Annotated in this window: 16 protein-coding genes; 9 read left to right on the top strand and 7 right to left on the bottom strand. The window is 64.8% G+C overall.

Annotated elements, in window-relative coordinates:
* Nucleotides 1-8: 8 nt before the first annotated feature.
* The 4 genes from A3AI_RS0112510 to pdeM all read left to right on the top strand — a co-directional run bounded on the left by A3AI_RS0112510 (nt 9) and on the right by pdeM (nt 5,786).
* Entirely contained in the window at nt 9-935 is a 927-nt protein-coding gene (locus tag A3AI_RS0112510; RefSeq protein WP_024515902.1) for a class I SAM-dependent DNA methyltransferase, read from the top strand.
* Between the two features lie 114 nt (nt 936-1,049).
* Complete coding sequence (locus A3AI_RS0112505) at nt 1,050-2,270, top strand: ABC transporter substrate-binding protein (protein WP_024515901.1); 1,221 nt, start codon at nt 1,050-1,052, stop codon at nt 2,268-2,270.
* A 234-nt stretch (nt 2,271-2,504) separates the two neighbouring features.
* Complete coding sequence (locus A3AI_RS0112500) at nt 2,505-5,060, top strand: ligase-associated DNA damage response DEXH box helicase (protein ID WP_024515900.1); 2,556 nt, start codon at nt 2,505-2,507, stop codon at nt 5,058-5,060.
* Nucleotides 5,061-5,087: 27 nt separating this feature from the next.
* A complete protein-coding gene (pdeM, locus tag A3AI_RS0112495) occupies nt 5,088-5,786 on the top strand; it encodes a ligase-associated DNA damage response endonuclease PdeM (RefSeq protein WP_024515899.1) in 699 nt (232 codons plus the stop codon).
* A gap of 178 nt (nt 5,787-5,964) precedes the next feature.
* Here the strand turns inward: pdeM and A3AI_RS0112490 are convergent, their stop codons facing one another.
* Nucleotides 5,965-6,828, bottom strand: a complete 864-nt coding sequence (locus tag A3AI_RS0112490; protein WP_024515898.1) for a LysR substrate-binding domain-containing protein — start codon at nt 6,826-6,828, stop codon at nt 5,965-5,967.
* A gap of 140 nt (nt 6,829-6,968) precedes the next feature.
* Here A3AI_RS0112490 and A3AI_RS0112485 point away from each other — a divergent pair, with 140 nt between their 5' ends.
* Complete coding sequence (locus A3AI_RS0112485) at nt 6,969-7,946, top strand: DMT family transporter (protein WP_024515897.1); 978 nt, start codon at nt 6,969-6,971, stop codon at nt 7,944-7,946.
* Here the strand turns inward: A3AI_RS0112485 and A3AI_RS0112480 are convergent.
* The 5 genes from A3AI_RS0112480 to A3AI_RS0112460 form a co-directional block, all read right to left on the bottom strand.
* The gene (locus A3AI_RS0112480; protein WP_024515896.1) at nt 7,885-8,670 is read right to left on the bottom strand and encodes a TIGR02186 family protein; all 786 of its coding nucleotides are present in this window, start codon (nt 8,668-8,670) and stop codon (nt 7,885-7,887) included. The two genes, A3AI_RS0112485 and A3AI_RS0112480, sit on opposite strands and share 62 nt — an antisense overlap.
* On the bottom strand, nt 8,667-9,584 hold the full coding sequence (locus A3AI_RS0112475) for a sulfite exporter TauE/SafE family protein (RefSeq protein ID WP_024515895.1): 918 nt from the start codon (nt 9,582-9,584) through the stop codon (nt 8,667-8,669). Before A3AI_RS0112475 ends, A3AI_RS0112480 begins: the two co-directional genes overlap by 4 nt.
* 182 nt (nt 9,585-9,766) lie before the next feature.
* The gene (locus A3AI_RS0112470) at nt 9,767-10,588 is read right to left on the bottom strand and encodes a COG3904 family protein (protein ID WP_024515894.1); all 822 of its coding nucleotides are present in this window, start codon (nt 10,586-10,588) and stop codon (nt 9,767-9,769) included.
* Nucleotides 10,589-10,815: 227 nt separating this feature from the next.
* Entirely contained in the window at nt 10,816-14,211 is a 3,396-nt protein-coding gene (locus A3AI_RS0112465; RefSeq protein WP_024515893.1) for an SEL1-like repeat protein, read from the bottom strand.
* Nucleotides 14,212-14,404: 193 nt separating this feature from the next.
* Entirely contained in the window at nt 14,405-14,992 is a 588-nt protein-coding gene (locus A3AI_RS0112460; protein WP_024515892.1) for a PadR family transcriptional regulator, read from the bottom strand.
* A gap of 172 nt (nt 14,993-15,164) precedes the next feature.
* On the opposite strand from A3AI_RS0112460, the gene A3AI_RS0112455 reads away from it, so the two are divergent.
* From A3AI_RS0112455 to A3AI_RS0112440, 4 genes are all read left to right on the top strand, one after another.
* Entirely contained in the window at nt 15,165-15,545 is a 381-nt protein-coding gene (locus A3AI_RS0112455; RefSeq protein WP_502685743.1) for a nuclear transport factor 2 family protein, read from the top strand.
* 128 nt (nt 15,546-15,673) lie between these two features.
* A complete protein-coding gene (locus A3AI_RS0112450) occupies nt 15,674-17,464 on the top strand; it encodes an acyl-CoA dehydrogenase C-terminal domain-containing protein (protein WP_024515890.1) in 1,791 nt (596 codons plus the stop codon).
* Nucleotides 17,465-17,587: 123 nt separating this feature from the next.
* Nucleotides 17,588-18,796 (top strand): acetyl-CoA C-acetyltransferase, encoded by a 1,209-nt coding sequence (locus A3AI_RS0112445; RefSeq protein ID WP_024515889.1) that lies wholly within the window; start codon nt 17,588-17,590, stop codon nt 18,794-18,796.
* Between the two features lie 165 nt (nt 18,797-18,961).
* A complete protein-coding gene (locus tag A3AI_RS0112440) occupies nt 18,962-21,181 on the top strand; it encodes an FAD-dependent oxidoreductase (RefSeq protein WP_024515888.1) in 2,220 nt (739 codons plus the stop codon).
* A 92-nt stretch (nt 21,182-21,273) separates the two neighbouring features.
* Here A3AI_RS0112440 and gstA read toward each other — a convergent pair whose 3' ends face one another.
* Entirely contained in the window at nt 21,274-21,891 is a 618-nt protein-coding gene (gstA, locus tag A3AI_RS0112435; protein ID WP_024515887.1) for a glutathione transferase GstA, read from the bottom strand.
* Between the last annotated feature and the right edge of the window lie 79 nt (nt 21,892-21,970).

Raw genomic sequence — 21,970 nt, 5'->3', positions numbered from 1 at the left:
CGGTTCCTATGCCTGCACGTCTTTTCCTGTCCTCCGGCGATCTGCTTGCCGACCGCCGCTTTGAGTTTGCGCGCGACCTGCAATTAGGCGGCGATCTGCCGGCAGCCGCCGACCTCCTGGAGCAGGCGATCGAGCTGGCACCGAATTTTCCGACCGCCTGGTTCACGCTCGGCGAAATCCGCCAGGAACTCGGGGAGACCGCGAAGGCGATCGCAGCCTTTCGCAAGGCGCGCGAGGCCGATCCGCAGGACCGGCATGGTGCGGCGGTGCGGCTGATGCGGCTGGGGGCGGAGGAATTGTCATCGATGCCGCGCGGCTATGTGCAGGCACTGTTCGACCAATATGCGCCTCGCTTCGAGGATGCGCTGCTCGGCGATCTCAATTATCGGGCCCCGCAGCTCCTGTTCAAGGCCGTGGTCGCGGTGCGCGTCGCGGCACGCAAGCCTGCCTTCTTCAAACGCGCGATTGATCTCGGGTGCGGCACCGGACTTTGCGCTGCCGAGTTCGCCAGGCAGGTGGACCATTTCACCGGCATCGATCTCTCGTCTGGCATGATCGAGGAGGCGCGTGCGACCGGGCTTTATGAACAGCTGGAGGTCGAGGACATGGTCGCAGGCCTCAACAGCAAAGCCGATGCAAGCGCTGATCTCGTGCTGGCGGCGGATGCGTTCTGCTATGTGCCGGAGCTTCTCCCGGTAGTCTCCGAAATCAAGCGCGTACTCGCACCTGGCGGGCTCGTCGCTTTCACTGTCGAAACTCATGACGGCGAGGGCGTCGTGATCGGCGAGGGCCTGCGTTATGCCCACGCCGCGGAATATCTGCGCAAGACGATTGCGGCCGCAGGCCTCAAGCTTGCGCAGCTCGAGCAGGCGAGCCCGCGCATGGAAGACAATGAGCCGGTGCGCGGGCTCGCGGTTGTTGCGACGAAAACTTGAGTCTAGGCGCTACGCAGCCAGCGAATTGCTGCGTCTTCTCAGCGCGTCGCCCATTTCGCTCTTGCCCATGCTCCCGCGATGCCAGCACAATGCGGGCATCTAGGGAGAGAAAAAATGAAAATCCGTCAAACGAGGCGCGAGTTCTGCGTCGGCGCCGCCGCGACCATTTTTGCGTCCTCAACCACCGCGTTCGCCGCCGAGAAGAAATACGACTTCGGAGCCAGCGATACCGAGATCAAGATCGGACAGACCGTGCCGCACAGCGGCCCGGGTTCGCTCTATGGCGTGCTGGGGCGCATCGGTGAGGCCTATTTCCAGATGCTCAATGACAAGGGTGGCATCAACGGGCGCAAGGTCACTTTCCTCACCATGGACGACGCCTATAGCGCGCCGAAATGCGTCGAGGCGACGCGGCGCCTGGTCGAGCAGGATGAGGTGCTCGCGCTCTATGGCTCGCTCGGCACCGCGCCGCAGACTGCCGTGCACAAATATCTCAATTCCAAGGGCGTGCCGCAGCTCCTGCTCAACACCGGCGCATCCAAGTGGAACGATCCGAAGAACTACAAATGGACCATGGCGGGCTTGCCGCTCTATCCGACCGAGGCACGCATCTTGGCCAAGCACGTGATCGCGGTGAAGCCGAATGCCAAGGTCGGCATCCTCTACCAGAACGACGATTTCGGCCGCGACTTCCTCGGCCCCTTCAAGAAGTCGCTGGAGGATGCGGGCGGCACCGCCAAGGTGATCATGGAGCAGACCTATGATCTCTCCGATCCGACCGTGGATTCGCAGCTGATCAATCTGTCGAAGTCGGGCGCGGATGTGTTCTACAACATCACGACCGGCAAGGCGGCGTCGCAATCGATCCGCAAGGTCGCCGAGCTCGGCTGGAAGCCGCTGCAGCTGTTGTCGGCGGGCTCGACCGGCCGTTCGATTTTGTCCGCGGCCGGCTTCGAGAATGCCGCCGGCATCGTCGCCATCCGTTATGCCAAGGATGCCGGCGTTCCGCGCTGGGAGAAGGATCCCGAAGTGATGGGCTTCGAGGAGCTGCGGCAAAAATATTTGCCGAGCGTCGACCCTGACAACACCATCGCCTATGCCGGCTACGGCCAGGCCGTGACCATGGGCGAAATTCTGCGTCGCTGCGGCAACGAGCTGACCCGCGAGAGCGTGCTGCGGCAGGCGGCGAATCTGAACGGCTTCCACTCTCCGTTCTTCCTCGATGGCGTGGTGTACAACTACACACCCGACGACTACACCCCGATGAAGACGCTCTACATCTCGATCTTCAACGGCAAGGACTGGGATATCTCGGACAGGCCCGTAACAGAGTGATCTCTGATCTCTCCCTGTTTGTCGGCACTCGGCTCCCTCTCCCAGCCCTTTGCGGGGAGAGGGTCGGGTGAGGGGCTCTCGAGGAGCTCAGTGCGCGGAGAAAGCCCCTCACCCGCCGCGCTAGCGCGCGTCGGCCTCTCCGCGCGACGTGCGGACAGGAGTTTGCGGCTCAATTGGCGCAATCAGAAGCCTGGAGCCCTCGACGAAGCCGGTTGGACGCCATACGTTCTGCCTGTGCCGCCCCGCCTTTCACCAGTTCTTCCCGAACCGGCGGCCGTGTTGCTGCCGGACCGTTTCGAAAAATGGTTCGCATCGCGCGGCTGGTCCCCGCGCGCCCATCAGCTTGCTCTGCTGGAAAAAGCCCGCGATGACCGTTCGGCGTTGCTGATCGCGCCGACCGGCGCCGGCAAGACGCTCGCCGGATTCTTGCCGACGCTGGTCGAGCTAAGCACGCCCGTGCCGCAAGTCATCTCCACCGGCCGCAGCGTGCGGCGCACCGGCGGTCTGCACACGCTCTACATTTCGCCGCTCAAGGCGCTCGCCGTCGACATCGCGCGCAACCTCGAGATGCCGGTTGCTGAAATGGGGTTGCCGGTGAAAGTCGAGACCCGCACCGGCGACACGCCGGTGTCGCGGCGGCAGCGCCAGCGGCGTTATCCGCCTGACATCCTGCTCACCACGCCGGAACAGCTGGCGCTGCTGCTCTCCTCCGACGATGCGCCCTATCTGTTCGCCTCGCTCAAGCGCATCGTGCTCGACGAGTTGCATGCGCTGGTCACATCCAAGCGCGGCGACCTGTTGTCGCTTGGGCTGTCGCGGCTGTGGAAGCTTGCGCCCGACGTTCGCGCCATCGGCCTGTCGGCAACGGTCGCCGAGCCGGAAGAACTCGCGCGCTTCCTGGTGCCGCAACCGGAAGGCGGCCGCGCGGCGGCCGACACCGTCATCGCCGGCGGCGCCACGCCGCCTGTGGTCGAGATGCTCGACACGCGCGAACGACTGCCTTGGGCCGGCCACACTGCGCGTCATGCGCTTCCCGAGATCTACCAGCTGATCAAGGCCAACAAGACTACGCTGGTCTTTGTGAATACGCGCAGCCAGGCCGAAATGCTTTTCCAGGAGCTCTGGCGCATGAACGATGATGGGCTGGCAATCGCGCTGCATCACGGCTCGCTCGATGTCGCGCAGCGGCGCAAGGTCGAGGACGCGATGGCCGCCGGCAGGCTGCGCGCCGTGGTCTGCACCTCCTCGCTCGACCTCGGCGTCGACTGGGGCGATGTCGATCTCGTCGTCAATATCGGTGCGCCGAAGGGCTCTTCGCGGCTTATGCAGAGGATCGGCCGCGCCAATCACCGCTTCGACGAGGCCTCACGCGCGGTGCTGGTGCCGGCCAACCGCTTCGAGGTGCTGGAGTGCCGCGTCGCCATCGATGCGATCGCCGAGAACGCGCAGGACACGCCGCCCCTGCGCACCGGCGCGCTCGACGTGCTGGCGCAGCATGTGCTCGGCTGTGCCTGCGGTGAGCCGTTTCTCGCCGACGAGCTCTATGAGGAGGTGCGCACGGCCGCGCCCTACGCCGAGCTTTTGCGCGGCGATTTCGACGATGTCGTCGATTTTGTCGCCACCGGCGGCTATGCGCTGAAGACCTATGAGCGCTTTGCCCGCATCAAGCAGGACAAACAGGGGCGCTGGCGCGTCGCCAATCCGGCGGTGCGGCAGAGCTACCGGCTCAATGTCGGCACCATCGTCGAGGAGACCATGCTGAAGGTGAAGCTGGTGCGCTCTCGCGGCGGCGGATCGGGCTCGACCGGCGTGATCGGCCGCGGTGGCCGCATGCTCGGCCAGATCGAGGAATATTTCATCGAAGGCCTCGTGGTCGGCGACACGTTTGTGTTCGGCGGCGAGATCGTGCGCTATGAGGCGCTGGTCGAGGATGAAGTCTATGTCTCCCGCGCCAACGACGGCGATGCCAAGGTGCCGTCCTATATGGGCGGCAAGTTTCCACTCTCGACCTATCTCGCCGAGCGCGTGCGAAAATTGCTCGACGACAGGCGCGCCTGGAACGCGTTGCCGGAGCAGGTGCGCGACTGGCTCTCGCTGCAGCGGGATTTTTCCCGTGTGCCGGCAATGCGCGAGCTTCTGGTCGAAACGTTTCCGCGCGCGGACAAGCATTATCTCGTCTGCTATCCCTTCGAGGGCCGGCTCGCGCACCAGACGCTCGGCATGCTGTTGACGCGGCGCCTGGAGCGCGCCCGCGCCCGTCCGCTCGGTTTTGTCGCCAACGAATATGCGGTCGCGATCTGGGGCTTGGGCGATCTCTCCTTCATGGTGCGCCAGGGCATGGTCGATCTCAACGCGCTGTTCGATCCCGATATGCTCGGCGATGACCTCGAGGCCTGGCTTGCCGAATCCGCGCTGATGAAGCGCATGTTCCGCAATTGCGCGCTGATCTCCGGCCTGATCGCACGCCGCTCGACCTCGGACGAAAAGAACCGACGCCAGGTGCTGTTCTCGACCGACCTCGTCTACGACGTCTTGCGCAAGCACCAAGCCGACCACGTGCTGCTCCGCGCCGCGCGCGCCGATGCCGCCACCGGCCTGCTCGACCTGCGCCGGCTCTCCGACATGCTCGCGCGCATCCACGGCCACGTGACCCACCGGGAACTCGGCCATGTCTCCCCGCTCGCGGTCCCCGTGATGCTGGAAATCGGCCGCGAGTCAGTTTATGGCGAAGCAGCAGACGAATTGCTGGCGGAAGCCGCCGACGATCTCGTCAGGGAAGCGATGTCGTAATGGCGGGATTACCGCTGGTCGGGGCTGATGACGGAAAAACTGGCGCTCGCCGTTAATTTGCAGGGAACGCTCGACATCGCCGGGGTCACGATGCTCGCCGATCTCTCCGGCGCGCTGTTCTGGGAAGACGAGAGCCTGCTTGTCGTCTCCGACCTGCATCTCGAAAAAGGTTCGAGCTTTGCGACGCGCGGTGTGCTGCTGCCGCCTTACGATACCGCGGCGACGCTGAGCCGGCTCGCTGCTGTCATCTCCCGACACGACCCTCGCACGGTGATAGCACTGGGTGACAGCTTTCACGATCGCAACGCGCATGAGCGTCTCTCGGACATCGATCGCGACGCCATAGGCGCCCTGCAGGCGCGGCGCGACTGGATCTGGATTTCCGGCAATCACGATCCCGCGCTTCCGTCGGACCTCGGTGGCGTTGTCGCGAGCGAGGTCGCGGTCGGTCCGATCGTCTTCCGTCATGAGCCCACCGGTGCTGTCGGAGAAATCGCGGGCCACCTGCATCCCAAAGCGCGCGTCTCGGCCCGCGGCCGTTCGGTGGAGCGCCGCTGCTTCGCCTGCGACGGCGAGCGCGCGGTGATGCCGGCGTTCGGGGCCTACGCGGGAGGTCTCAGCATCCGCGACCAGGCGTTCGCGAAGATTTTTCCGACGGCAGGCTTCGTCGCGCACCTGCTCGGCGACCGTCGCGTCCACAGCATCGCCGCGGCGAGGTGTTATTAAAGCATGATCCGGAAAAGTGTGTAGCGGTTTTCCGAAAGATCATGCTCAATCAAAGACCTAAAGCGCGATGACGATTCAACCAAATCTCATCGCGCTTTGGCGTAGGGGATCGCCGCGGTCTCCGCCTCTCCCCGCAAGGGCGGGGCGAGGGAGCGCAGCGGCGCACGCGGTGAAAGCTCTAAGCCGCCTTCGCCTGCACCGTCCCGCAAAACTCCGCGAGCCGGTCCGCAAGCCGCAACGTTGCGGGGCTGGCGTCGGGGGAGGCCATCAGCGCGACTTCGGTCTTGTCGATCGGCTTGAAGCCGTCTTTCGCCGTCAGCACGCGGTGATCGGCCTGGATTGCCATCTCCGACATGATGCTCAACCCCATGCCGGCGGCGACCGCGGCCTGGATGCCGGCGAGGCTGGAGGAGGTATACGCCATGTGCCAGGAGCGGCCGGCACTCTCCAGCGCATGGATCGCACCCGCCCGATACAGGCAGCCGGCGGGAAAGCCGATCAGCGGCACCGAGCCCGCGCTGACGTCGCGGGCGTGGTGCCTGCTGGTGATCCAGTGGACGCGCTCCGGCCATACCGCGATGCCGCCCTTCTCGCCGACCGCGCGCTTGAAAAGCGCGAGGTCGAGCTCGCCGCGACCGAGGTCGCGCTTCAAATTCAGACTCTGGTCGGCGCGGATGTCCAGCCGCAGTGTCGGATGCGCGCGTGAAAACGTCGCCAAGAGCTTTGACAGCCGATAGAGGGCAAAATCCTCGGGGATGCCGAGCCGCACCGCGCCTTCCTGCGTCGGCCGTGCCACCACGTCGCGTGCCTCCTCGGCAAGCGACAACAGGCGTCGCGCGTAAGACAACAGCTTCTCGCCGGCTTCCGTCGGCGTCACGTCCTTGCCGCTGCGGACGAGCAACGGCTGGCCGATGTCATCCTCCAGACGCTTGATCTGCTGGCTGACGGTCGACTGGGTGCGGTGAACGCGCTCGCCGGCCCGGGTGAAGCCGCGGGCTTCGACCACCGAGACAAAGCTGCGCAACAGTTCGAGATCGAGCATTCCGGACTCCCATTAAGAAATCCACTGGCTGCTAGTTAATGATTTAATTTCCAAATAGCAAGAAAGACCTTAAATGAAGGCGGCAAAGGAAACCTCCAATGTCCGCTCCAATGTCCGCTCCAATGCCCGCCGCACCCGCAATGACCCTGTCTGCCTCGGCCACCACCACCACCCGTTTCAACACCCTGCCGCTCGCGATCACGCTGTTCTGCCTGCTCTGGAGCTTCGCTTTCATCGCCGGCAAGATCGGCGTCACCGATTGCCCGCCGCTGATCCTGCTCGCGGCGCGGTTCTCGCTCGCCGGGCTGCTGATCCTCGGTGTCTTCGCCTTCCGCCGTGAGGCCTGGCAGCAGCTGTCCTGGCGCGAGGCTGCGATGTTTGCGATCCTCGGGCTCGCCAACAATGCGCTCTATCTTGGCCTCGGCTACACCGGGCTGAAATCTGTCTCAGCCGGTCTCGGTGGCCTCATCGTCTCGGCCAATCCGGTGTTCACGGCTGCGCTGGCCGCGCTGTTGCTCGGCGAGACCATGACCTGGCGCAAGGCCGCAGGACTGCTGCTCGGGATTGCCGGCGTCGCCTTCATCGTCTGGCACCGCATGTCGCTCGGCACCGACAGCCTGCATGGCGTGCTCTTCACCTTCGCCTCGCTGGCGTCGATCGTGGCCGGCACCATCCTGTTCAAGCTGTTTGCGCCCAAGGGAAGCTTGTGGATCGGCAATGGCATCCAGAATCTCGCCGCAGGCATCGTGCTTGCGCCGATCGCGTTCACCTTCGCCGATGTTCATGACATCGTGCCGAGCCTGCGCCTTGTGGGTGCCTTCGCCTTTCTGGTGCTGGGCGGCTCGATCTTCGCTTACATGCTGTGGTTCCATCTCCTGAAGGTCTGCGGCGCGACCGCGGCAAGTGCCTATCACTTCCTGATGCCGCCGCTTGCCATGCTGTTCGCGTATCTGGTGCTCGGCGAGCATGTCGCGTTCCGCGATCTCTTGGGGATCGTGCCGGTCGCGCTCGGCATCTATCTCGTCACCCGGCCGGTGGTGAACGCGCAAGCCGAAGCTAATCCTTCGCGAACACCAGCGACGCAATCCAACCGGTCATCAGCGCCATGGCGGCGGTGACGAGGCCGTAGAGCAGGCCATTTTGCCGCGCAGTGTTGGCGACGAACTGCTCGAAGCCGACCTTGACGATCTCGAATGCGGTTTCGGTGCGCGTCACCAGAGCGCCATTCGCGAACAGCCTGATCTCGACATCGTAAGTGCCGATCGGCACCTGGGCGGGCAGGGGGATGCCAGTGCGAAACAGCGTCGGGGTGATGAAGGTGACGGCCGAAGTATCCTCGCGATAGAGCCCGCGCTGCAACTGCAGCCGCACGAAGGCACTGCGGAACGCGTCGTTGGGCACCACATCGGCATAATCGGGCCCGATGCGCTGGGTCAGCAGCACATTGTCGAGACCAAGCTGCTGGCGCCGCGCGACATCGGCAGAGGCGATGTCGTCGAAGGGACGGTTGGCGAACAGCGCCAGATAGGTCGGCACTTTGACGAATTGGCGGTAGTCGGAGTTCACCCAGATGCCGAATTTGCGCTCCTTGCGGCGCGTGACGATGTCCGCGCGCGGGCCCGCGACGGTGACGACGAGATCATAGGCCCGCGGGGCGGCTGGCGTCGCCGCGTCCCTCTCGATCGCGCCGAACAGCACCAGCTCCTCGCCGGAATAATTCGGCGTGACGGTGACGCGGTGGTTGGAGACCGAGACGATGAGCCGCTCGGCATTCGCTTCGCCTGTGGCGAAAGACGCCGCAAGCAGCGCGAGACAAATGGCGAAGCAACCGCGCGCGTTCATTCGTTCACCCCGATTTCCCGGATGGTGAAGAGTTCGGTCGGCCGGATCACGAGCTCCACCGCGAAGCGGATACCGACCGCGAGGATCAGGAGGCCGAGCAGCAGCCGCAATTGCTCGCTGCGGATCTTTTGGCCGGCGCGCGCGCCGAACTGCGCGCCGGTGACGCCGCCCACCATCAGCATCAAGGCCAGCACGGCATCGACGAGATGATTGGTCACCGCATGCAGCACGGTGGCAAACAGCATGGTGAAGAGCGTCAGCACCATGGAGGTGCCGATCACCGTCGTGGTCGGCACCCGCAACAGGTAAATCATGACGGGCACCAGGATGAAGCCGCCGCCGATTCCCATGACCGCGCCGAGAAAGCCGATGACGACGCCGATCACCACGACCGGGATCACCGAGAGATACATCTTGGAGCGCTTGAAGCGCATCTTCAGAGGCAGCGTATGGATCCAGCCATGGGTGCGGCGTGGCGCCGGCACGCCGCGGCGTATCCGCCTCATCGCGAGCAGGCCCTCCCAGAACATCAGTGCACCGACGGTCGTGAGCAGCACGACATAGGAGAGTGCGATGGTGAGATCGAGCTGGCCGAGCGAGCGCAGCAACGTGAAGGTCGAGACCCCGAGCGCGGTGCCGATGGTGCCGCCGATCAGGAGCACCAGCGCCAGCGCCGGATCGATGGCGCGGCGCCGCCAATAGGAGATCGCGCCGGAAAAGGAGGAGGCAGCGATGTGGCTTGCCACCGAGGCCACCGCGACCGCAGGCGTGATGCCGATGAAGATCAAGAGCGGCGTCATCAGGAAGCCGCCGCCGATCCCGAACATGCCGGAGACGAAACCGACGGCCGCGCCCATCGCCAGGATGAGGAAGACATTGACCGGGAGGTCGGCGATCGGGAGATAAAGCTGCATCGCGCGTCGTCCCGCAAATCGGTTCATATCTCGCAAATGCGCCAGGCCAGGCCTGCCGCCTTTGCATAACCGAAATCGCTGTCACGGGGGACCGGAGAAACGCACTGGCGACAGCTTTTTTGCCGCACGCGGCGATCCGCCTTGCCGCATGGTGAATGATTCAGATTAATGTGGAGGAATGCTCAGGGCGTCCGAACCGGATCGGTGATGAGGTTCATCGCGAGCGCCTCCTGGTTGCCCAGCCAACGCACGTCGCGAGTCTGCGACATCGCCTCTACCACGGTCGAGGAGACGCCCATTTTGGTCATGTAGCCCAGCACCTCGCCGGCGACGCGCTGGGCTTCGGCGACCGGATCATGCACCGGTGTGGTGGTGACGAAGCGATGCACGCCGAGCATCGAGCCTTTCACGCCATAGCGCGGCTTGCCGCCAGCAAAGATCACCACGCAGGCGCTGGCGCAATAAGCGGGGCGGATGTCGCCAGACGCGTCCGCGACGCCCACAGCGGTTGCGAGTCCGCGGGCGCGAATGATCTCGCCCATGATGATGGCCTGGCCGAGGTCGCCGCCCGGCGAGGACAGCACCACCACATCGCCTGCGGCAAGCTGCGTTTCGTCGAGCTTCTGGTGCAGCCAGGTCGCAGCCGCGGGGCCGATCTTGCCGCTGACGACGAGCGCGGTCCTGCGCTTTCCCGTGCCGTCGATATCGACGCTCGCGATCCTCTGGGCTGAAAGGCTGGGCGACAGGTACTGGTCTTTCCAATAGGCCCAGGCCTCTGGGTGCGACATGTCCCGGTAGGCGCGAATGAGGACGCCGAGCACGATCAGGAAGAAGACCGCATAGCGCCACAACCAGTGTCGCCGCATTGGCTGGCGCAAGGGTGGCTGCGATGGCCGCGGGGGCGCCCGGTAGACGCGGTCGGGAACGCGTGGCGGCGCCACCCAGGGACCCGTCGGGGAGTTCCGAAACTCGCTTCCAGCATTCTCGCGATCATCGACCGACAAGGCGAACTCCAGCGGCCAGGCGTGCGCATTGCGCCCTATCTACACGGCTTTGTCGCCGGCGGATATGACGCCGTTCGATCGCACAGGATTGTGTTGGATGAGGTGACGGGCGACGCCCCGCTGCCGCACTCGGGCCGTTCATCCTTCGACGCTCGCTGATACGAGCGCCACCGGATGACGGATCGGGGGCGGAGCCTGCTTCGGTGCGAGGTGAGGCGGCTAAGGGGCTAACGTGCCGCCGTCGTCGTCAGCGCAGCGGCACGCTTTGCTGCCGCGGGCTTCGTTGCCGGCTTTGTCGCCGTCGGCGCCGCGGCAGCGTCCCAGCCGCCGGCAGGCGTTGCGACATTGACGGCATCGTCGGGCTGAGGCTCGGCGATGAAGGTCTGCACCGCAAGCCGGGCAGCCGCGAGCGACTGGGCATCCAGGCGCTTGGCGACGTCGTCGCGCTTGTGGCCGGCATCCGCATCGCCCTGCGCCGCCGCGAGGCTGAACCATTTGAAGGATTCCGCCAGGTTCTGGTCGACGCCGATGCCGCGGGCATAGAGGATGCCGAGATTGAACTGGCTGTCGGCGACGCCATGATCGGCCGCCTTGCGGAACCACTGCGCCGCGCTCTTGTAGTCCGGGCTGCCACCGCCATCGGCGTCGAGCACCGCGAGATTGTGCATCGCCTTGGCGTTGCCGCGCTCGGCGGCCTGCATATAGTAGCGCCGCGCGATGTCGGCGTCCTTCTTCACGCCCAAGCCCTTCTCATAGAGCGTGCCGAGCCGGAAGGTCGCCGGGATCAGGCCGGCTTGCCCAGCGCGGTCGTACCATTTGGCAGCTTCTTCGTAATTCGTCGCAACGCCCTTGCCTTCCGCATAGCGCACGGCGACTTCGTAAGCAGCAGTCGCATCGCCCTTCATGGCGGCGGTGCGCAGCATGGGGCCGGCCACGCCATCGGCCAGCTGCTCGGTCGGCGGGATCGCGATCTGCGACAGCTTGCGGCCGCCTGCGAGCTGCTGGATCGAGGGAATCGTGCCGGTGACGTCGGAGTTCGCGCCGGGCGCAGTCGCGGGCGCCTGCGGAATCGTAGCTGAGGCAGTGGTGTCCGTAGCGCCATTGTTGAACGACTGCTTGCCGATCGGGGTCGGCGATGTCATCTGCGGCGTGACCTGTTCGGTCGGGGCGGGTGCCGCGCTGTTGGCGGCAGGCGCCTGCTGAGCTGCTTGCGGCTCGTTCGTGCTCTCGACTGCGGGCGCAGCTGCGGGGCCCTGGCTGCCCCAACCATCGAGCAGCGTCATTGCCATCTTGAAGGTGCCGAGCACGATCACGACCACGCTCGCCGCGACCAGCACCGAGCGGATCTTCGAGGTGATGGTCGAGGGCTCCTTCTTGTCCTTGTCGGGGTTCGCGCTCTTGCCGGCGCGGCCCTTTTCGGGCGCGGCCTGCGCGGCTGCCGCGGCCTGGGCGGCGCGGCGAGCGGCAGCGATGAAGCTCGAGGAGGAGACCGGCGGCTTGGGAGCGGCCGCAGGGATCTCGCTGATCGCGTCTTCGGACGCGGCGATGCGCTCCGACGGCGACGCGGGACGGCCACCGGGCCGTGTGCCCGGCTCGAGCGGATGATCGGGCGGCAGCTCCGGTGCAATCGCCGGGCGCGGCTGTGCCTGCGCATGCGGCACCAGGATCTCGCTGATCGCAAGCGGCGGCTGCGGCGGCACCGGCTGAGGCGGAGCCGCAAGCGCGGCTGCGTGGAAATCGCGAGGGGCAGCGACGAAGTGTGGCTGCACCGCGGCGGGATTGGGCAGTTCGGGCTTGTGCAGCTCTTGCCTGGGCTCCTCCGGCATGGCCGCGCGCGGCGCGGGCGTGGGCTCGGGCGCGATGAAGACGGGAGCTGGCGCCGGCGCTGCGACTGGTGCCGGTGGCGGCGGCGGTGCGGTCCGCACTGCGCGCAGGTCGCCCTCGATCATGGCGAGACGGTCGACCACATGGCCGAGCGTGTTGTGCACGGCTTCCAGCGAATCCTGGGTCTGGCGGTCGGTGTCGTTCTGGCGCGAGCGAATGTCGGAGAGCTCGCGCTTGACGATGTCGGCGAGCCCGAAATCCTGCGGCTCGGCTGCGCGGGGGGTATTGTCGGCGAGCCGCATGAAGGCGGCATGCTGGCGTTCGAGATGGCCAAGAATGTCCTGCAGCGCGTCCTCGACGCGGGTGAGGTTTATGCTGCTGCCGCCGCGCTGCTCGTTGGAAGCCTCGATCCGCTCCAATAGATGCGATACGCGCTGCTCGAGATGGGCAAAGGTGGCGGCGTTGTCATTGCCGACCTGCAGGCGGTCGATGCGGTCGGACAGCCCCCGCAGCGCGTCTTCGAACTGGGCGGAGCGGTCGAAGGCCGGCCGCTCATGCTCGCGGTTTTCCAGCGCCGAGGTCAGCGCCGCGATGCGCTGTTCGAGGATAGCAAAGGAATCGCTGTTGTTGGCACCGCGGGTGAGCTGGTCGACCTTGGTCGACAACAGCCGCACGTCCTCGGCGAGCCGTTCCAGCGCATCGTTGGAGGCGACGTTGGACACGATGCCGCGGAGCGCTGCAATTGCGCTTTCCAGCTGCTGCACCGTGGCGGAATCCTCGCTCGAGCGCAGGATCATGTCGAGCTTGGCGCCGAGATTGCGGATCGCCTCGTCATAGCCGCGCAGCTGCTCCGCCGGCATCAAGGTGCGCAGCACCTCGTGGATTTCGCCCAGCGCGTGCTCGATCTTGCCGAGTGCCTGCGTGTCATTCGTGTTCTGGCGGCTGTCGTCGATGCGGCGCGCGAGCGAGCGCACCTCGCTCTCGATCGTTTCGATCGCCCGTCGCGGCATCGCCTCCAGGATCGCGTTGCGGATTTCGGAGAGTTCGGTGCGGAAGGCGGTGATCGACTGATCGAGCCCGCTCGGGCGCTGCAGCGCCTCGATCTGGCTGGTGATCTTCACGAGATGCCGCTCGAGCGCGGAGAAGTCCGGGCCACCAGGCTCGCGGGGAGCGCGGTATTCGCGCGGCTCGCGGGGATCGCGCGGCTCCCTCAGGTCGCGCTGCACCGGTGCCTGCGGAGCGATCGGAGGCGCCGCCCGCGGCGGCACTGCGCGCTGTGACGGGCCGTCGAGCTCGCTCTGGCGCGCGGCGATTTCGGCGACCGCGGAGTCGAAAGGCGAAAGCGGCGGCGAGTTGCGATAGATCTGCGCTGCGGCGCGCTCCACAGCCTCATTCTGGCGCTCGCGCTGCTGCTGGACGGGCTTGGGATCTTGCGGGACCGAGATCTGGGACAGCCGCGCATCCAGCCGCGAGATCGCATCGTTGAGCTGGTGGGCAACGCCCTGCTCGCGTGCGGGCTCGTTGCGGCGAGGGTGTTGCGAAATCTGGTCGATCTGCTGGGTGATCGAATCCAGCCGCTGGTGGATGTCGGCGACATCCCGGCTGAACTGCGGCCGCGGCTCGGACCGTGGTTCGGGCGCGGGCGCCGGCGCCGGATTGCGGAAGTTCGGCGGGGTTGTCTCGCCGAGGGTCGAGTTCAGCCAGTCGCTGAGAGACATGCCGGCGCGGCGTGCCGCAGCTTCGGCCTTCTCGCGAACGGATGGATCGATGCCGTCAACACTCCACACGCGCGAATTCATGATACCGTCCGGTTTCGACTTAAGGCGCTCCACCCGGCGCCCGCAGCTTCCCCGCGCGTCCCAAATCGAAGACAATCGAATTCGGCGCGGGTCGTCTGCCTCAGCCGTCGACTTTTTCCCGTTACGGTAAATACCGAGTTAAGGAATGCGGTTTCCGGACCTTAAATTGCCCTTTAGGTCCATGCGCTTGAGGCTACCGCTTGATTTCGTGCGGCGGGGCCCCGATCGGCGTCACATTGGTACCGCCGGCATCCGGCTGCAGCGTCTGCAGCGCCTCCTCGCACCACTCCACGACCGCCCGCTCGTGGCGCAAGCCCAGGTGCAGCGCCAGCAGCTTGCCGGTGTCGTCGAGCGTTTCCGCCCCGCGCGGAAAGCGCTTGGTCAGCACCCGCTCATAGCGGGCGAGGCGATCGCGATGATGCTCCAGCCGCGCCATCAGATCGGCCCGCATCGGCTCGATGTCGATCGCTTCCAGCGCGCAGAGCCGCACCAGCATGTCGTCCTTGATCGAGGCCGGGCTCGAGGGGCGGGCCGCCCAGTGCCGCAGCGCCGCCTTGCCCTCGGCGGTCAGGGTATAAACCAGCTTGTTGGGTTTGCCGGTCTGCACAACCTCGCGGGCCTGTACATGGCCGCGCTCGCGCAGGCGGGTCAGCTCGCGATAGATCTGCTGGTGGTCGGCCTTCCAGAAGAAGCCGATGGAGGAATCGAAGGTCTTGGCGAGCTCATAGCCCGTCATCGGACGTTCCGTGAGACAAACCAGGATCGCATCGCCCAGCGCCACGGGTCGGCCCTTTCGTCTTAGTCGGTCGTATTGACTTTATGCATAGAATTGCATATGCGTCAATGTGCATAGCAACTGAGCCTGCGGGCGAACCGCCGATCGATGCGTCTGCGCGGGCTTGCCGTTGTACCGCAGGCCGCTGAAGAGAAGGTCAAGGAGACGTCCCGTGACGATGACCGTGCTCGACAAATGGTACGCTTACGCCCAGTCCCATGACGGCAAGGCGCTCTGGGAGCTGCTGCATCCCGACGTGGTGTTCGAAAGCCCGGTTGTCCATACCCCGCAGCGCGGGCGCGACATCACCTTCAAATATCTTGCGAGTGCGCTGGAGGTCCTTGGCGGCTCCGGCTTCACCTATGTCGGCGAATGGCGCAACGACAAAGGCGCAGTGCTCGAGTTCGAGCAGGAGATCGACGGCATCAAGCTGAACGGCGTCGACATCATCAGTTTTTCCGACGATGGCCGCATCATCCATTTCAAGGTGATGGTGCGCCCGTTGAAGGCGGTCAACCTGCTCCATCGCCTGATGGGTGAGCGGTTGGCCAAAGCGTGAGGTGACCTGCGGCCTTCTTGCTGTCTTGACCCCCTCGAAAAGGTTAAGGTCACGCAGGGATCGAGAATCGCCGCGCGCTGGAAGACGTTGTTTAATTCGAGGCCTTCAGGCCTGCCGGGAGATGCGAAATGCCCATCTACAAAGCCCCCGTGGAAGACGTGAACTTCCTGTTCAATGACGTCTTCCAGATCGATCGCTACGACAACCTGCCCGGCTTTTCCGATGCGTCTGCCGATGTGCGCGAGGCGATCCTGGGCGAGGCGGCCAAGCTCGCCGAAGAGGTGCTGCAGCCGCTCAATCGCGCCGGCGATCTCGAAGGCTGCAAGCGCAACGACGATTCCAGCGTCACCACGCCCAAAGGCTTCAAGGAAGCCTTCAAGCAGGTCTCCGAGGGCGGCTGGCTCGGGCTCTCGGCGCCTACCGAATATGGCGGACAGGGCCTGCCCGTGACGCTGTCGCAGGCGGTCAACGAATTTCAGATCTCCGCCAACATGGCGTTCTCGATGTATGGCGGCCTGACCATGGGCGCGACCGCGGCGCTCCTGGTGCACGGCTCGCCCGAGCAGAAGAAGACCTATGTGCCGAAGATGATCGCGGGCGAGTGGACCGGCACCATGAACCTGACCGAGCCGCATTGCGGCACCGATCTCGGCCTCTTGCGCACCAAGGCGGTGCGCCAGGCCGACGGCAGCTTCAAGATCACGGGCACCAAGATCTTCATCTCGGCGGGCGAGCATGATCTTGCCGACAACATCATCCATCTGGTGCTCGCACGTATCGACGGCGCACCCGCCGGCATCAAGGGCGTCTCGCTGTTCGTGGTGCCGAAATTCCTGGTCAATGCCGATGGTTCCGCGGGCGCCCGCAATGGCGTCGCCTGCGGCTCGATCGAGCACAAGATGGGCATCCACGGCAATTCCACCTGCGTGATGAACTACGATAATGCCACCGGCTGGCTGATCGGCGAAGAAAACAAGGGCATGCAGGGCATGTTCGTGATGATGAACGAGGCCCGTCTCGGCGTCGCCGTGCAGGGACTTGCACAGTCCGAGGTCGCCTATCAGAACGCGGTGGCCTACGCCCGCGAGCGCCTGCAGGGCCGTGCGCTCACGGGCGCGAAAGCGCCGGACAAGCCTGCCGATCCCATCATCGTGCATCCTGATGTCCGCCGCACGCTGCTCACCATCCGCGCCTTCAACGAGGCCGCGCGCGCCATGGTGGTGTGGACGGCGCTCAAGAGCGACGTCGCACATCGCTCGGAAGACGCCAAGGATCGCCAGGCCGCCGACGACCACATGGGTCTGATGACGCCGGTGCTGAAGGGCTTCCTCACCGAGATCGGCTTTGCCAACGCGGTGCAGGCGCAGCAGATGTATGGCGGCCACGGCTATATCGCCGAGCAGGGCATGGAGCAGTTCGTGCGCGATGCGCGCATTGCCATGATCTATGAGGGCGCCAACGGCATTCAGGCGCTGGACCTCGTCGGGCGCAAGCTGCCTCGCGACGGCGGCCGCGCGGTGATGGCGTTCTTTGCCGAGGTCGGCGCCTTCGCCAAGGAGCATGGCGCGGACGAGGCCATGAAGCCCTTCATCACGCCGGTATCGACTGCGCTCGGCCATCTGCAGCAGGCCACCATGTGGCTGATGCAGAATGCGATGGCCAAGCCCGACAATGCGGGTGCGGCCGCCACCGACTACATGCATCTGTTCGGCTACACCGTGCTCGGCTACATGTGGGCGAAGATGGCGAGGGTCGCGTTGGACAAGATTGCGGCTTCCGGCCCTTCGTCCTATCTGTCGACCAAGCTCGTCACCGGCCGCTTCTACATGGAGCGCATGCTGCCCGAGACCGCGCTGCATCTCGCGCGAGTCCAGAGCGGGTGTGCGACCACGATGGAACTGCCGGCGGAGGCGTTCTAGAGCATGATCCGGAAAAGTGTGCAGCGGTTTTCCGAAAAGATCATGCTCATTCAAGCGCGGATTAGCTTTCGCCGCTTGGCTCAAATCGCTATGATATGATGATCATCATTCCTGGAGGCCGTCATGCCTGAGGCATATATCTACGATCACGTTCGCACCCCGCGTGGCCGCGGCAAGGCCGATGGCGCCCTGCACGAGGTGACCGCCTTGCGGCTCGCCACCGTGCCGCTGGAGGCACTCAAGGAGCGTAACAACCTGCCCGAGGATTCCGTCGACGACGTCGTGCTCGGCGTGGTCGATCCCGTGGGCGAAGCCGGTTCGGACATCGCACGCTTTGCGGCGCTGAACGCGGGCCTCGGCGAAGCCGTGCCGGGCGTGCAGATCAGCCGTTTCTGCGCCTCCGGCCTCGATGCAGTGAATTTCGCCGCCGCCCAGATCATGAGTGGCCAGAATCAGCTCGTGATTGGCGGCGGCGCCGAATCCATGAGCCGTGTCGGCATCGGCGCCTCCGGCGGCGCCTGGCCGATGGACCCGTCGATTGCGGTACCCGCCTATTTCATGCCGCAGGGCGTGTCGGCTGACCTGATCGCCACCAAATACGGTTTCTCCCGCGACGATGTCGATGCCTATGCGGTGCAGAGCCAGCAGCGCGCTGGCAAGGCCTGGGAGGAGGGCCGCTTCAGCAAGTCGGTGGTGCCGGTGAAGGATATCAATGGCCTCACCATCCTGGCCAAGGATGAGCACATGCGTCCCTCCACGACCATGCAGTCGCTGGCGCAACTCAAGCCGTCCTTCGTCGAGATGGCGCAGATGGCGGGCTTCGATGCGGTAGCGGTGCAGTCGCATCCGGAGATCGAGCGCGTCAATTATGTGCACCATGCCGGCAATTCGTCGGGCATCGTCGATGGTGCCGGTGCCGTGCTGCTCGGCAGCAAGGAAGCGGGCACCAAATACGGCCTGAAGGCGCGTGCGAAAATCCGCGCCTTCACCAATATCGGCTCGGAACCGGCGATGATGCTGACCGGTCCGGTCGATGTCACCGAGAAGCTGTTCGAACGCTCGGGCATGAAGAAGTCCGACATCGATTTGTTCGAACTCAACGAAGCCTTCGCCTCTGTAGTGCTGCGCTACATCCAGGCCTTCGAGATCGACAATGACAAGATCAACGTCAATGGCGGCGCGATCGCGCTCGGCCATCCGCTCGGCGCGACCGGCGCGATGATCCTCGGCACCGTGCTCGACGAACTGGAGCGCACCAACAAGGCGACCGCGCTGGTGACGCTGTGCATCGGCGGCGGCATGGGCACCGCGACCATCATCGAGCGGGTGTGACAACGTAGCTGGCGTAGGGTGGGTGAGCCGAAGGCGTAACCCACCAAGCCGCGGTGCAGGAAGTGATGGGTTACGCTTCGCTAACCCACCCTGCGAATTTACAGCTAACCGCCGCGCCGTTCCCGGCAGCCGGCATCGAGGGAGCACCACATGGCGATCAAGGATCTGGCCTTCAAGAATTTCAAAGTCGAAACCGACGCCGACGGCATTGCACTCGTCACCTGGGATATTCCCGGACGTTCGATGAACGTGCTGGACGAGACTTCCGTTACCGAGCTCGAGGAGATCGTGAAGCAGACGTCCGGCGATGCCGCAGTCAAGGGCGTCGTCATCACCTCGGCCAAGGAAGCGCTGTCGGCCGGCGCGGACCTGTCGATGCTGGAGGGCATGAGCCGCACCTATGGGCAGGTGCTAAAGGAAAAGGGCGAGACCGCGGCGAACCAGATGCTGTTCGACCAGAGCCGCCGCTTCTCACAGGTCTTCCGCTCCATCGAGACGTCGGGCAAGCCCTGGGTTGCCGCGATCAACGGGCTTGCGCTCGGCGGCGGCTTCGAGCTGACGCTGTCCTGCCATTATCGCGTCGCCGCGGACAATCCGAAGACGCGGCTTGGTCTGCCCGAGATCAAGGTCGGCCTGTTTCCGGGCGCCGGCGGCACCCAGCGCATCCCGCGCATGGTCTCGCCGCAGGATGCGATGCAGATCCTGCTCAAGGGCGAGGCGATGAATCTCGCCAAGGCGAAGCAGCTGAAGCTGATCGACGCCATCGTACCGGCCGCCGATATGATCAAGACCGCCAAGGACTGGATCAAGGGCGGCGGCAAGGCGGTCGCGCCCTGGGACGAGAAGGGTTTCAAGTTGCCCGGCGGCCCCGTCTTCTCCAAGGGCGGGATGATGATGTTCCCGGCCGGCAACGCCATCTATCGCCGCGAGACCTACGACAATTATCCGGCGGCGCGCGCGGTGATGAGCTGTGTCTACGAAGGCCTGCAGTTGCCGATCGACGCTGGCTTGCGCGTGGAGTCGCGCTACTTCACCCAGATCCTGCGCTCGAACGAGGCGCAGGCGATGATCCGCAGCCTGTTCCTGTCGATGCAGGAATTGAACAAGGGCGCCCGCCGCCCCGAGGGCGTGCCGAAGAACAAGGTCAAGAAGCTTGCCGTCATCGGCGCCGGCTTCATGGGCGCCAGCATCGGCTATGTCTCTGCGCAGGCCGGCATCGACGTGGTGCTGATCGATCGCGACCAGGAGAGCGCCGACAAGGGCAGGGCGCATGCGAAATCCGTCATCGACGGCCTGATCGCGAAGGGCCGCGCCAAGGAGGCCGATCGCGACGCGCTGCTCGGCCGCATCACGGCAACGGCCGATTATGCGGCGCTTTCCGATTGCGACCTCGTCATCGAGGCCGTGTTCGAGGATCGCAAGGTCAAGAACGAGACCTTTGCCAAGGCGCAGCAATATCTGAAGCCCGGCGTGATCTTCGCCTCCAACACCTCGACGCTGCCGATCTCATCGCTCGCCGAGGAGTTCAAGGACCAGGCGCGGTTTGTCGGCATCCATTTCTTCTCGCCGGTCGAGAAGATGATGCTGACCGAAATCATCGTCGGCAAGAACACCGGCGATGCGGCGGTGGCGGCCGCGCTGGACTTTGTGCTCCAGATCAAGAAGACGCCGATTGTCGTCAACGACTCCCGCGGCTTCTTCGCCAACCGCTGCGTGCTGCGCTACATCTCCGAAGGCAACGAGATGTTCCTCGAAGGCGTGCCGCCGGCGATGATCGAGAATGCGGCCAAGATGGCTGGCATGCCGGTCGGTCCCTTGTCGCTGTCCGACGAGGTCGCGCTCGACCTTGGCCTGAAGATCATGAAGGCGACCGAAGCCGATCTTGGCCCCAACGCCATCGACCAGGCGCACAAGAAGCTGATGGTCGAGATGGTCGAGAAGCAAGGCCGCTTCGGCCGCAAGAACGCCAAGGGCTTTTATGATTACCCCGAGAAGGGCAAGGGCCAGAAGAGCCTATGGCCGGGCCTCGGTGATCTGCAGCCCAAGCATCTCGATCCAGACACGCTCAGTGTCGAAGAATTGAAGCAGCGCTTCCTGGTGGTGCAGGCGGTGGAAGCCGCGCGCACGGTGGAAGACCATGTCATCACCGATCCGCGCGAGGCCGATGTCGGCTCGATCCTCGGTTTCGGCTTTGCGCCGTTCACCGGCGGCACGCTGTCCTATATCGACTTCATGGGTACCAAGAAGTTCGTCGAGCTCTGCCACAGGCTGGAGGCCAAATACGGCGCCCGCTTCACCCCGCCGAAGCTGCTGGAAGACATGGCCGCCAAGGGCGAAACCTTCTACGGCCGCTTCCCCCCGAAGAAGCGGCCGGCGGCCGCCTGACGTCGTCCCGGCGAAGGCCGTGATGCCTGTTCCGAAAAAAAATAAAGGCCGGACGTCGGTCCGGCCTTTTGCTGTTTGCCAGCGCAAAAATCTCACGCCGCCTTCAACAGCCCTTCCTTGGTCATCGCTTCCTTGACCTTCGGGCGCGCGGCCACACGCGCCTTGTAGGCCGTCAGGTTCGGCAGCCCCGACAGATCGAAACCGAGACGGTCGGTCGCCCACATCAGCATGGTGAAGAGATAGCCGTCGGCGACGGTGAATTCCTTGCCCATCAGGTAATCGCGGCCGGCGAGCTGGCCGTCGAGATATTTGAACTTGCTCATCGCGCGGTCCTTGAAGAAGGCCTTGGCGTCGTCGGCGAGCACGGGCGAGAACAGCGGGCCGAGGTTCTTGTGCAGCTCGGTCGTGATGAAGTTCAGCCACTCAAGAAATTTGTAGCGCTCCTTGCTGTCGCGGGCCGGCGCGAGATGCTTGGCGGCGGCCTGGTCGGCGATCATTTGGACGATGACCGGGCCTTCGGTGACCAACTCGCCGGAGCCGAGGGCAAGCACAGGCACCTGGCCCTTGGGATTGACCGCCAGGAAGTCCTCGCCATTTTCCAGTTTCTTGGCGCGGAGGTCGACTTTTACCAGATCGTAGGGCAGACCTGCTTCCAGGAGAGCGATATGGGGCGACAGCGAGCAGGCGCCGGGGGTGTAATAAAGCTTCATGGTTTTTTTTCCTCCTGTTGGGTCCTTGGGTGGTGGCGGGGCCATGACTAAATGCGGCTGCATGGAATAGTCAAGATTG

The sequence above is a fragment of the Bradyrhizobium sp. Tv2a-2 genome (genome assembly GCF_000472425.1).
Lineage (GTDB): Bacteria > Pseudomonadota > Alphaproteobacteria > Rhizobiales > Xanthobacteraceae > Bradyrhizobium.
Note: the sequence above shows the minus strand (reverse complement) of the source record. Positions and strands in the feature narration are given on the sequence as shown.